The sequence below is a fragment of the Mycobacterium sp. URHD0025 genome (assembly GCF_000426065.1).
GTDB lineage: Bacteria > Actinomycetota > Actinomycetes > Mycobacteriales > Mycobacteriaceae > Mycobacterium.
Window position 1 is genome coordinate 143,509 of sequence record NZ_AUEQ01000011.1, and the last position, 11,982, is coordinate 155,490.

Annotated in this window: 13 protein-coding genes; 7 read left to right on the forward strand and 6 right to left on the reverse strand. The window is 66.3% G+C overall.

Features of this window, described 5'->3' with window-relative positions; all coding sequences use genetic code 11:
* The first annotated feature begins 5 nt into the window (after positions 1–5).
* Positions 6–2,201 (forward strand): elongation factor G-like protein EF-G2, encoded by a 2,196-nt coding sequence (locus tag H977_RS0117610; RefSeq protein ID WP_029109089.1) that lies wholly within the window; start codon positions 6–8, stop codon positions 2,199–2,201.
* On the opposite strand, the gene H977_RS0117615 is transcribed toward H977_RS0117610, so the two are convergent.
* Positions 2,198–2,758 (reverse strand): carboxymuconolactone decarboxylase family protein, encoded by a 561-nt coding sequence (locus H977_RS0117615; RefSeq protein ID WP_029109090.1) that lies wholly within the window; start codon positions 2,756–2,758, stop codon positions 2,198–2,200. The genes H977_RS0117610 and H977_RS0117615 overlap by 4 nt on opposite strands.
* A 77-nt stretch (positions 2,759–2,835) precedes the next feature.
* Here H977_RS0117615 and H977_RS0117620 point away from each other — a divergent pair, with 77 nt between their 5' ends.
* The 3 genes from H977_RS0117620 to H977_RS0117630 all read left to right on the forward strand — a co-directional run bounded on the left by H977_RS0117620 (position 2,836) and on the right by H977_RS0117630 (position 5,558).
* The gene (locus H977_RS0117620; protein WP_029109091.1) at positions 2,836–3,417 is read left to right on the forward strand and encodes a TetR/AcrR family transcriptional regulator; all 582 of its coding nucleotides are present in this window, start codon (positions 2,836–2,838) and stop codon (positions 3,415–3,417) included.
* 29 nt (positions 3,418–3,446) lie between these two features.
* Entirely contained in the window at positions 3,447–4,163 is a 717-nt protein-coding gene (locus H977_RS0117625) for an SDR family NAD(P)-dependent oxidoreductase (RefSeq protein WP_029109092.1), read from the forward strand.
* Between the two features lie 243 nt (positions 4,164–4,406).
* The gene (locus H977_RS0117630) at positions 4,407–5,558 is read left to right on the forward strand and encodes an MCE family protein (RefSeq protein ID WP_081681773.1); all 1,152 of its coding nucleotides are present in this window, start codon (positions 4,407–4,409) and stop codon (positions 5,556–5,558) included.
* A gap of 7 nt (positions 5,559–5,565) precedes the next feature.
* On the opposite strand, the gene H977_RS0117635 is transcribed toward H977_RS0117630, so the two are convergent.
* From H977_RS0117635 to H977_RS0117645, 3 genes are all read right to left on the reverse strand, one after another.
* The gene (locus H977_RS0117635; protein WP_029109094.1) at positions 5,566–6,462 is read right to left on the reverse strand and encodes a DMT family transporter; all 897 of its coding nucleotides are present in this window, start codon (positions 6,460–6,462) and stop codon (positions 5,566–5,568) included.
* Between the two features lie 103 nt (positions 6,463–6,565).
* Positions 6,566–6,853: a hypothetical protein gene (locus H977_RS0117640; protein ID WP_029109095.1), complete on the reverse strand. Its 288-nt coding sequence runs from the start codon at positions 6,851–6,853 to the stop codon at positions 6,566–6,568.
* A 130-nt stretch (positions 6,854–6,983) separates the two neighbouring features.
* Positions 6,984–7,691: a histidine phosphatase family protein gene (locus H977_RS0117645; protein ID WP_502691180.1), complete on the reverse strand. Its 708-nt coding sequence runs from the start codon at positions 7,689–7,691 to the stop codon at positions 6,984–6,986.
* Positions 7,692–7,774: 83 nt separating this feature from the next.
* Between H977_RS0117645 and H977_RS0117650 the strand changes: the two genes are divergently transcribed.
* Together H977_RS0117650 and H977_RS33395 are read left to right on the forward strand one after the other, a co-directional pair.
* Positions 7,775–8,389: an O-methyltransferase gene (locus H977_RS0117650; RefSeq protein ID WP_051288931.1), complete on the forward strand. Its 615-nt coding sequence runs from the start codon at positions 7,775–7,777 to the stop codon at positions 8,387–8,389.
* A 27-nt stretch (positions 8,390–8,416) separates the two neighbouring features.
* Positions 8,417–9,235, forward strand: coding sequence for a DUF2127 domain-containing protein (locus H977_RS33395; protein ID WP_036476323.1), 819 nt, complete (start codon positions 8,417–8,419; stop codon positions 9,233–9,235).
* On the opposite strand, the gene H977_RS0117660 is transcribed toward H977_RS33395, so the two are convergent.
* Entirely contained in the window at positions 9,144–10,010 is an 867-nt protein-coding gene (locus H977_RS0117660; protein ID WP_029109098.1) for an AraC family transcriptional regulator, read from the reverse strand. The genes H977_RS33395 and H977_RS0117660 overlap by 92 nt on opposite strands.
* Positions 10,011–10,061: 51 nt before the next feature.
* Between H977_RS0117660 and H977_RS0117665 the strand changes: the two genes are divergently transcribed.
* Positions 10,062–11,324, forward strand: a complete 1,263-nt coding sequence (locus H977_RS0117665; RefSeq protein WP_029109099.1) for an amidohydrolase family protein — start codon at positions 10,062–10,064, stop codon at positions 11,322–11,324.
* A gap of 12 nt (positions 11,325–11,336) precedes the next feature.
* On the opposite strand, the gene H977_RS0117670 is transcribed toward H977_RS0117665, so the two are convergent.
* Positions 11,337–11,882 (reverse strand): hypothetical protein, encoded by a 546-nt coding sequence (locus H977_RS0117670; RefSeq protein ID WP_155946696.1) that lies wholly within the window; start codon positions 11,880–11,882, stop codon positions 11,337–11,339.
* Positions 11,883–11,982: the final 100 nt, after the last annotated feature.

The window sequence follows — 11,982 nt, forward strand, 5'->3', positions numbered from 1 at the left end:
ATGCCATGGCGGACAAGACTCACTCGGCCGGAAACGGGACCGTGCCCACCGCGGACAGTCCCGCCGCCATCCGGAACGTGGCGCTCGTCGGCCCATCGGGTGCGGGCAAGACCACGCTCGTGGAAGCGCTCCTGGTCGCCGCCGGGGTGCTGACGCGTGCGGGTTCTGTGGTCGACGGGTCGACGGTGTGCGATTTCGACGACGCCGAGATCGGTCAGCAACGCTCGGTCGGTCTGGCGCTGGCGCCCCTGCAGCACAACGGAATCAAGGTCAACCTGATCGACACCCCCGGATACGCCGACTTCGTCGGGGAGCTGCGCGCCGGGCTGCGGGCCACCGATTGCGCACTGTTCGTCATCGCGGCCAACGAGAGCATCGACGAGCCGACGAAGTCGCTGTGGCAGGAATGCGCGGCGGTGGGTATGCCCCGCGCCGTCGTCATCACCAAGCTCGACCACGCCAGGGCGAACTACGCCGACGCACTGGCCGGTGCCCAGCGGGCCTTCGGTGACAAGGTGGCGCCGTTGTACTTCCCCGCCGGCTCCGGCGACGGGGTGATCGGGCTGCTCACCCGCACGCATTACGACTACAGCGGCGGTACCCGCACCACCCGGCCGCCAGACGGCTCATACGACGACCAGATCGCCGAACTGCGCGGCTCCCTGATCGAGGGGATCATCGAGGAGTCCGAGGACGAGACGCTCATGGAGCGCTATCTCGGCGGCGAGGAGATCGACGAGTCCGTGTTGATCGCCGACCTGGAGAAGGCCGTGGCCCGCGGCTCCTTCTTCCCGGTCATCCCGGTGTGCAGCGCATCCGGAGTCGGCACGCTGGAACTGCTGGAGATCGCCACCCGCGGCTTCCCGTCGCCGCCCGAGCACCGTCTGCCCGAGGTGTTCGGCGCCAATGGCGCCACCCGCAAGCCGATGGCCTGCGATCCGTCCGGTCCGCTGCTGGCCGAGGTGGTGAAGACGACGTCGGATCCCTATGTGGGCAGGGTCAGCCTGGTCCGGGTGTTCTCCGGCACCATCAGGCCCGACGCCACCGTGCATGTGTCGGGCCATTTTTCTGCGTTCAACGGCTCGGTGACACCGGGCGCTTCGCACGGTCACGCCGACTCAGGCTCGATCGCCGGCCACGCCGACCACGATGAGGACGAGCGCATCGGCACCCTGTCCTTCCCGCTGGGCAAGCAGCAGCGCCCGGCGCCGACGGTGGTGGCAGGTGACATCTGTGCGATCGGACGGCTCAGCCGGGCCGAGACGGGTGACACCCTCAGCGACAAGTCCGATCCACTGGTGTTGCGACCGTGGACGATGCCGGACCCGCTGCTTCCGATTGCCGTGCAGCCCCGTGCCAAGACCGACGAGGACAAGCTGTCGGTCGGGCTGCAGCGGTTGGCCGCCGAGGATCCCACGCTGCGGATCGAACAGAACCCGGAGACCCATCAGATCGTGCTGTGGTGCATGGGTGAGGCGCATGCCGGTGTGGTCCTCGATGCGCTGTCGCGACGCTACGGGGTGTCGGTGGACACCGTCGAGTTGCGCGTGCCGCTGCGAGAAACGCTCGGCGGCAAGGCGAAAGGTCATGGCAGGCATGTCAAGCAGTCCGGCGGGCACGGCCAGTACGCGGTCTGCGATATCGAGGTCGAGCCGCTGCCCGAGGGCAGCGGCTTCGAGTTCGTCGACAAGGTCGTGGGCGGAGCCGTCCCCCGCCAGTTCATCCCGAGTGTCGAGAAGGGTGTGCGGGCTCAGATGGAGAAGGGCATCGGCCGCGATCACGGGGACGGCGGCTATCCCGTCGTCGACATCCGGGTGACGTTGGTCGACGGCAAGGCGCACAGTGTCGACTCGTCGGATTTCGCTTTCCAGGCGGCCGGCGCGCTGGCGTTGCGTGAGGCCGCCGCGGCCGCGGGCGTGAACCTTCTGGAACCCATCGATGACGTGACCGTGATGGTGCCCGACGATCTGGTGGGTGCGGTGATGAGTGATCTCGCCGGCCGCCGCGGACGGGTGCTCGGCACCGACCAGGCCGAGGAGGGCCGGACCGTGGTGAAGGCCGAGATTCCCGCGGTCGAGTTGACCCGGTACGCGATCGACCTGCGGTCGCTGTCGCATGGCGCCGGGGCGTTCACCCGGTCCTTCGCCCGTTACGAGCCCATGCCCGAATCAGCGGCCGCGAAGGTGCACAAGGCGGTCTAGCTTCCCACCGAGGCGTAGTACTCGTCGGTGCCCGCGCCGTCCTCCAGTTGCACGTCGAAGGTGTTGAGGGCAAAGGCCAGCGTGCTGTAGCCGCCGAAGGTGAACATCAGGTCCATGCGCTGCCGGTCGTCGAGACGCTGCCCCAGGCGTTCCCAGGTCGGCGCGGAGATCCGTGAGCCGGTGTGCAGCTCGTCGACGGCGTCGAGCACGGCCTGGTCGAATGCATCTGCGGCTGAACCGCTTTGGGCCGCCTCGATATCGCCCTCGGTAAGCCCGACATGCACCGCCATCGCGCTGTGATGGCCCCACTCGTACACGCAGCCGTGGTGGTACGCGGTTCGCAGGATCACGAGTTCACGGATCCGCTCGGGCAGCGTGGACTCCTTCTGCAGGTAGGTGTTGAAGGGCAGGAAGGCGCCGGCCAGGGTGGGGTGGCGCACGAGCGTCGCGAGTGCATTGCCCACCTTGTCGGGGCGGCGGCGCTCCGGCGGCACCGTCGAGGCGAGCGCCTCGCGGGCCTGATCGTCCCAATCCTCTGCCGGCAACGGCGTCAGCATCCGCACAGTCCTTCCAGTAGCCTCCTTTACGATCGTAAAGTAGATCGGCTAAGAATGCACATGGAAGGAGGAGTCGAATGGATCACGCCGCGAACGCCGCCGGGGCCACCCGCGAGCGCCTCGTCGAGGCCGCGGTCCGGCTGATCACCCGCCACGGCTTCGCCGGCACATCGCTGCAGATGATCGCCGATGAGTTGAGCTTCACCAAGGCAGCGATCTATTACCACTTCCGGACCCGCGAGCAATTGTTGAGCGCGGTCGTAGAACCGTTCCTGACCCGGGTGAGAACCGTGATCGACGATGCCGAGCGACAGCGCACCGCGGCTGCCCGCGCCGATCAGATGGTGTGCGGCTACGTCGAACTGGCGGTCCGCAACCGTGCCCTGGTGTCCGCTCTGGCCAACGATCCGAGTGTGAACGAGGCGCTGCGTAACCGACCGGAGTGGGTCGGCGTGATCGACCGTCAGATGGCCCTGCTGGCCGACGTCGATCCCGGCCCGGCCGGAACGGTCAAGGCGGCCATGGTGTTCTCCGGCATCGCCGGCGCCGCAGGCGTCGCCGCGGAGGGCACCTCCGACGAGGACCTGTCCGGCTACCTGATCGACGCCGCGCGCCGCACACTCGGCCTACGTGCCCCCGCCGTTGACGAAAACAATTGATGTTCAACACGTTGTCGAAAGGAACAAGCATGACCAGCCCGCAGCAGAAAACAGCATTGGTGACCGGAGGGGCATCCGGAATCGGGAAGGCGATCGCGGACCGGCTGGCGGCCGACGGATACCAGGTGGCCACCCTCGACCTCAACGCGACTGAGGACGAGCACTCCTATGCGGCCGACGTCACCGACCGGGCCCAGGTCGATGCCGTTTTCAAAGCGGTTCGCGAGCAACTGGGACCCGTCACGATTCTGGTCAACTCGGCCGGGCTCAGCGATTTCACGCCGTTCACCGACCTGACCTTCGAGCGTTGGCAGAAGGTCGTCGACGTCAATCTCAACGGCGTCTTCCACGTCGTGCAGGCCGCGCTGCCCGACATGATCGCCGCCGGCTGGGGCCGCATCGTCAATATCTCGTCGTCCAGCACGCATTCCGGTGTCCCGTACATGTCCGACTATGTGGCCGCCAAGTCGGCCGTCAACGGGCTGACCAAGTCTCTGGCACTGGAATTCGGTCCGGCCGGGATCACCGTCAACGCCGTTCCGCCGGGTTTCATCGACACCCCGATGCTGCGCGCCGCGGAATCTCGCGGCGAATTGGGCGATATTCGCAACACCATCGACGCGACTCCGGTGCGCAGAATGGGCAAGCCCGAGGACATCGCCGCCACGTGTTCGTTCCTGATTTCCGAAGAGGCCGGTTACATCACCGGCCAGATCGTCGGCGTGAATGGCGGTCGTAATACCTGATCAGCGCATACGCTGTGACGGGGGTCTCCCAGTGCGGCGGACTTGATATTCGCCGCACCGGGGCTTCGGTAGTTGCACTTATCTCTAAATGTTTGGGACAGTTTGCTGATCTTAGTTTTTTGGCTGCGTCAATAATTCGGAGGTTTGCGCGTGGCCTCACCCACCGTGACACCGCGGGACCGCTTCGAACAGCGGTTCAAGCACTGGCGGTACGACCCGCCGTACAAGACCGCGTGCGCGGGCATGGCCCTTCTGCTGGTCGCTGTGCTGGTGTTGACGTGGATGCAGTTCCGCGGGGCGTTCGAGGAGAAGACGCAACTCACCGTGCTGGCCAACCGGTCGGGCCTGTCGATGGATCCGGGCTCGAAGGTCACGTTCAACGGGGTGCCCATCGGCCGGCTGTCCGCTGTGGACGTGACCGAAGTCGATGGTGAGCAGCAGGCCGAGCTCACCCTGGACGTCAAGCCCAAATACCTCAAGCTGATCCCGGAGAACGTGACGGCCGAGCTGAAGGCCACCACGGTGTTCGGCAACAAGTACATCTCGTTCGTCGCACCGGACAATCCGTCGCCGCAGCGGATCTCGCCCGACACGCCGATCCGCGCCAAAGGTGTGACGACGGAATTCAACACGCTGTTCGAGACGATCACCGCGATCTCCGAGCAGATCGACCCGATCAAGCTGAACGAGACCCTGACTGCCACCGCCCAGGCGCTCGACGGCCTCGGCGACAAATTCGGTGAGTCCATCGTCAACGGCAACACCATCCTTGTCGACCTCAACGGCCGCATGCCTCAGATCCGCCGGGACATCGCGGGATTGGCCGATCTGGGCGAGGTCTACGCCAATGCCGCGCCGGATCTTTTCGACGGCCTGGCCAACGCCGTCACCACCGCCCGCACCCTGAACCAACAGCGCGGAAACCTGGATCAGGCCCTGGTGGCCGCGGTCGGTTTCGGCAACACCGGCGGGGACATCTTCGAGCGCGGCGGGCCCTACCTGGTCCGGGGCGCCCAGGATCTGCTGCCGGTCAGCGCGATGCTGGACCGCAACAGCCCGGCGCTGTACTGCATGATCCACAACTACGCCGAGGCCGCGCCGAAGTTCGCCCAGCAGACCCGCAACGGCTACGGATTCGAGCTGCAGGACTTCCTGGTCGGTGCACCCAACCCGTGGGTGTACCCGGACAACCTGCCTCGGGTGAACGCGACCGGTGGTCCCGAGGGCCGGCCCGGCTGCTGGCAGCCTGTCACCAGGGACCTGTGGCCGGCCCCGTACCTGGTGATGGACATCGGCGCGTCGATCGCGCCCTACAACCACTTCGAGCTCGGCCAGCCGCTGATGGCCGAGTACGTGTGGGGCCGCCAGATCGGCGAGAACACGATCAACCCGTAGCGGGTTGCTACCCGGTGGTCTTGACTTCGAGTTCGGCTTCGAGCTTCTCCTCGTAGGCGCCCTCGTCACGACCGAGGGCGATGGTGGCCGCCGCCATCGCGCCGACCGCCACCGACAGCGCCACCGGTTCCCAGCCGGTGATGGACAGGTGCTCACCCAGTACTACCGAGCCGAGCACCACCGCGACCACGGGCTCCAACACCAACATGGTGGGCACCGAGGTCTGCAACGACCCGGCGTGGAACGCCGACTGCTGCAGCAGGGTGGCGACCACACCGAGCATCACCACCAGGTAGAGGGCCGGCGTGGTCAGCGCGGTGAGCACGCTGCTCTCAGTGATCGTGTGCATCACGATCTTGGTCAGCACCGCGACCACGCCGAACATCACGCCCACCGCCAGCGCCAGCAGCACCGCTCGACGCCAGTCGTTGCTGCGGGTAGCGAGCAGCACACAGAGGGTGACGGCCGCCGCACACACGACGGCGACGGTGATGGTGGTGGTGACCGACACCGAGTAGGTTCCGGTGCTGGCCCTGGCCAGCGCGACGAAGACGGTCAGCGCCCCGGTCAACAGCAGGGCCCAGACCCATTCGGCCCGGCTGACTTTCCGGTGCGCCAGCCGCGCGCTCAGCGGCAACGCGAACAGCAACGCCGAAACGAGCACAGGTTGGACGAGCAGCAGTGAGCCGAAGCCCAGCGCCAGCGCCTGGAACACGTATCCGGCGACCGCGGACGCGGTGCCTGCCCACCACAGCCTGCGGCGCAGCAACGTACGCAGCATGACTGTGCTGACGCCCTTCTCGGCTGGGACATCCATGGTGGCGCGCTGTCGCACCACGATGCCGACGGCCGCGAAAACCGCTGCGCACAGGGCGAACAGCACCGCAAGACTGTTGCCGAGCAAGCCTCGTCAACCCCTTTCGGGCCAGTGTGTCGGCCCCCTCAAGCGGGGAGAAGGCCCGTGCCCTTCAACCGTAGAGCGCTGGCGGTTGAAGCGCCGCCTTGGGTCAGACGACCTGCAGGTGGCGCTTCGGCGGCTCGTCGGAGGAGTCTGCTGGAGCGGCCGGCGGGGCGGGAGCGATCTTGTCGTTGACGCTGGCCACCGCGAGATCGACGCGGTCCACCGCGGTGTCGCAGAGGTGCCGGACCCGGCCGCTGGCGGTCTCGACTTCATCGGCGGCGGTGCGGAGGTACCCCCTGAGGTTGACCCGGAGCCGCTCGCCCGCGCTGCGCATCCGCTGCCGTACCCGGTCGTCTACCACGACGCTCACATACGGCAACACCCGAAACCTCATGGCAGAAACCTCATCGCTCCGCTCCCATCTCCGTGCCATGGCACACACTAACCGCGCCCGGACGTGCTTCGAGCCAGACGTGACCGGCGCCGCATTCTGGCAGTTTATGGCCCGGAGATCACATCGTCAGCTACGTTCCGGCGCCATCCCAGTCGGTCAGCGTCCAGCCATCGGTCGGGTTGCCCTTTACCACCACATAGCCGGTGTTGTCCAGCGGGTGCCGCATCAACAGTTCGGGGTCGGGATTCACGACGTTCATCTGAACCCACAGCATGATCGCGGCCCCATGCGAGTAGGCGACGGGTTCGTCGTCGCCGCTGTCGTAGATCTGCTGTACCGCCTCGTCGAAGCGGGCGTCGAACTCGTTGCCGTCGATCGAGCCGGGTATCCGCGCGTTCCGGTCGCCGCGCAGCCACCGCTCGGGCGCCGCGAAATAGGTCTGTACGGCGCTCGCCTCGGGCTGGCCTTCGTAGTCACCCGCCTCGACCTCGTGCAGCCCGGGGAGCACGGTGATGGGTTCGGCCAGGGTGTCGGCCATGGGCTGGGCGGTCTGCTGGGTCCTGACCATGGTGGAGGCGAAGATGCCGTCGTAATGGTTGGGCGCCAGCCGCTGTGCGCTGGCGACGGCCTGCGTCCGGCCCAGCTCGGTGAGCGGCGGACCAGGGGTGGAGCTGTCGATCAGGCCCGAGGCGTTACCTGCCGACTGCGCGTGACGGACGAAGGTCAGGGTGATGGAGCGGTAGCCGCCCGCCGCGGCGGCCGGCGCCAGCAGCGTGGCGAGGGCCAGAACGAACGTGGCCGCTAGGGACAACAACGGAAGTGCTCGTGTTTTTCGCACACCGGCCATAATTCACCCCCCGGCGTAGTTTCGTTGACGTGACCACCCTCAACGATTCCACCGTCGCAGCCGCGCTGGACCGGATGTACGCGGCCAGCGATCAGCAGTTCGCGCAACTGCGTGAAGACGGTTCCCGCCGATTCGCCGATCTGTCCAAGGCCAGTGCACAGGAGCGTGCGGATGCGCTCAGTGACATCTATATGCCGGTCACGCGGGAAGCCGGCCGGCTGCTGTACTCCCTGGTTCGGGCCACCAGGCCCGCGGTCGTGGTCGAGTTCGGGATGTCGTTCGGCCTCTCGGCCCTGCACCTGGCATCTGCTGTGCGCGACAACGGTTCTGGACACGTTTTCACCACCGAGCTCAGCACCACCAAGATCGCGTCGGCCAAGCAGACGTTCGCCGACACCGGGCTGGACGACGTCATCACCGTGTTGGAAGGCGATGCGCTGGAGACGCTGAAGTCCGTGACCGGCGACATCGGGTTCGTCCTGCTCGACGGCTGGAAGGAGCTCTACCTGCCGGTGCTCGAGCTGTTGCAGCCGAGGTTGACCACGGGTGCACTCGTGGTCGCGGACAACACGTCGATGGCCGACACCCAGCCTTACCTCGATCATGTCCGGGATGCGGCGAACGGCTATGTCAGTGTGAACTTCCTGGCCCGCGACAGCGACAGCATGGAGCTCAGCTGCCGGGCCTGACGGACCCCACCCCGCTACGGTGCTGGCATGGTGGATTTCGCCCTGCGGTCGTGTGGGCTGCGCGGGCATGCGACGTTCGCCCCCGATGAACCGGAGCTGCGCGACCGGTTGCGGGTAGAGACGCCCGTCGGCGAGGCGTGGCGTTGTCTGCGGTGCGAGACGTTCGTCGTCGGCCCTCCGCGCGGTCACGGACCCGCCGACACCGCACCGGAGATCCCGCGCGGGCGGCTGCTGCGCGACCGGACCCTGATGCGGCTGTTGGCCGTAGAGCGCGCGGTACGCGGCGTCGTGTTCCTGCTGCTGGCGGCCGGCGTTCTCAAGGTCCGGGCGTCACGCAGCCAGCTGCAGGACGCTTTCGAGAAAGACATCCCGCTGATGCGGCCGCTCGCGGATCAAATCGGTTGGAACATCGACGATTCCAAAATCGTGCGGCATATCGGTGAGGCCTTCACGTTGTCCTCGGCCACCTTGGTGTGGATCGCCGTCGGGGTGGCCGCCTATGCCCTGATCGAGTTCACCGAGGCCGTCGGACTGTGGCTGATGAAACGATGGGGCGAGTACTTCGCGGTGATCGCCACCGGCGTCTTCCTGCCGCTGGAGATCTACGAGTTGACCGAGAAGGTGACCGTCCTGCGCGTCGGGGCGCTGGCGATCAACCTGGCCGCGGTCGTCTGGTTGCTCTGGAGCAAGCGGCTTTTCGGCATCAACGGCGGCGGCGCGGCCTACCGGGCCGAGCATCACACCGAGAGTCTGCTCAGTGTCGAACGGGCCGGATTGGCTGTTCCAGATGCTCCTCACGGGCGCGATACCGGTACGCCGACGGAGTCTCGCCACAGAACTGACTGAAACATCGGGTGAACGAGCTGAGGTTCTCGAATCCCACGGCTGTGGCGGTAGCCTGCACCGACTGATCGGGCCCGGCCAGCAGCGCCATTGCCCGCAACATCCGGGCATGCAGAAGGTATGTGCGCCAAGAGATCCCGATCGTCTCGGCGAACAAGCGGCGCAACGTGCGCTCGGACACCGCAACGGCCCGGCTGACGTCCTCTGCGCTCACCGAGGCGAGATGTTCCTTGGTGTAGGCCAGCGCGGCGGCCACGATGGGATGCTCGGTGGTCGGCAGGCTCAGCGGAGCTTCGTGATCGAGCGCATCGGCGACGAGGTTGGCCAGCGTGCGGAAGAACGTGTCGGACGTGTCGTCTCCATGGGCACGGTCGACCGGCCAGCGCAGCCCGTAGATCATCATTTCGCGGATCAGCGGCGAGACCGCGATGATCCTGGCCCGATCCCCCGGATCGGCGATCATCTGCGCATCGAACATCACCGCCACGGTCTTGACGTCCGGGTTCATCACCGCCTGATGCTGCAGACCGGCCGGAATCCAGGCGGCCTGTTGCGGCGGCAACAGATAGTGCGCGGCGTCGGTTTCCACCTCGACGACTCCGTGCAGCGCGTATTCGATCTGGTGCACCTCGTGCGAGTGCCATCCGGTGATCAGCCCGTCGCCCTCGTAGAGGTAGCTGCCCGCCAGTGCGCGACCGCCCCGGCGCAACTCGATGACCGGCCTCGACAGGTTGGCCGATTGAGTCAAACCTCTGTCCGAAAGTGCAGAGACGGTCACGCTGTCCGAGGGTACTAGTTGAATCATGCAAGCGCGCACGCGAGGAGCAATATGAAAAAAGACGACCTGATCCTCATCAGCATCGACGACCACGTCGTCGAGCCGCCCGACATGTTCCTCAACCACGTGCCGGAGAAGTTCAAGCCCGAAGCCCCGATCGTGGTGACCGACGACAAGGGCGTCGACCAGTGGATGTATCAGGGCCGCCCGCAGGGCGTGTCCGGTCTCAACGCCGTGGTGTCGTGGCCGGCCGAGGAGTGGGGCCGCGATCCGGCCGGTTTCGCCGAGATGCGTCCGGGTGTGTACGACGTGCACGAGCGGGTCCGCGACATGAACCGGAACGGCATCCTCGCGTCGATGTGTTTCCCGACCTTCACCGGGTTCTCAGCACGGCACCTCAACATGACCCGCGAAGACATCACGCTGGTGATGGTGTCCGCCTACAACGACTGGCACATCGACGAGTGGGCCGGTTCCTACCCGGGGCGGTTCGTCCCGATCGCGATCATGCCGACCTGGAACCCCGAGGCCATGTGCGCCGAAATCCGTCGCGTCGCCGCCAAGGGCTGCCGAGCGGTCACCATGCCGGAACTGCCGCACCTCGAAGGCCTGCCCAGCTACTTCGACGAGGATTACTGGGGTCCGGTGTTCCGCACCCTGTCCGAGGAGAACGTGGTGATGTGCCTGCACATCGGCACCGGATTCGGCGCGATCTCGATGGCCAAGGACGCCCCGATCGACAACCTGATCATCCTGGCCACCCAGGTTTCGGCGATGTGCGCCCAGGACCTGCTGTGGGGACCGGCCATGCGCAACTACCCCGACCTGAAGTTCGCCTTCTCCGAAGGCGGAATCGGTTGGATTCCTTTCTATCTGGACCGTAGCGATCGTCACTACACCAACCAGAAGTGGCTGCGCCGCGACTTCGGTGACAAGCTGCCCTCCGACGTGTTCCGCGAGCACTCACTGGCCTGCTACGTGACCGACAAGACGTCGCTGAAACTGCGCCATGAGATCGGGATCGACAACATCGCGTGGGAATGCGACTATCCGCACTCCGACTGCTTCTGGCCGGACGCACCCGAGCAGGTGCTGGCCGAGCTGAATGCCGCGGGCGCAAGCGATTCCGACATCAACAAGATCACCTGGGAGAACTCCGCGCGGTTCTTCAGCTGGGATCCGTTCCAGCACACTGCCCGCGATCAGGCCAACGTCGGCGCGCTGCGCGCCAAGGCCACCGATGTCGACACCTCGATCCGTCCACGCGCGGAGTGGGCACGCCTCTACGAGCAGAAGCAGCTCACCAAGGCCTGAGTTGTCGTTGACTCAGGCGCGCAGCGGCACCTCACCGCTCACGGCGGTCATCGAGGTGAAGTTCTCGGCAACGGTCACCTGATCTCCAGGGACACCGGCGGCGGCGCTCGCCAGGGCTTTGAAGGCCTGCGCCGCCGCACTGAGGTCGTGCCCGAACAGTTGGGCGGGCTCAGGGGATTCGCCCCAGACGAGCACTTCGGCCCATTCGGTCGGGAATTGCCTGCGCTGCGCCGACGTCATCCGCGCGAACGCGTCGCCGCTCATCACCAGGACGCACTCTTCCTCGTCCCGGTGTGCCGAAGACGCCTCGGCATCGACCAGTTCGGCGCCCAGGATCTGCACCGGGCGTGCATCGTCACCGCCGGGGCCGGCGCCCTCGACAAGCTGAACCGTCACCCGCCAGCCGCTCATCATCCGGTCGACGATCAGCCCTCCGGCATTGACGGTCAGCTCCACCACGTCGCGGGCCATCACATGCATGCGATAGGCCACGGTGCCGCCGCAGCTTTCGTCCTTCATTGCGCCAACCCGGGTCCGGGCCTTCGTCTGCGACGTCATCGACACGACCTCCCGAGGATGGGCAACCTGCCCCGAGAACATTCCGGGACGCCCAACTGTAATAGTTACAGTAGGTCAGGTACAAGTATCCGATCGGCTA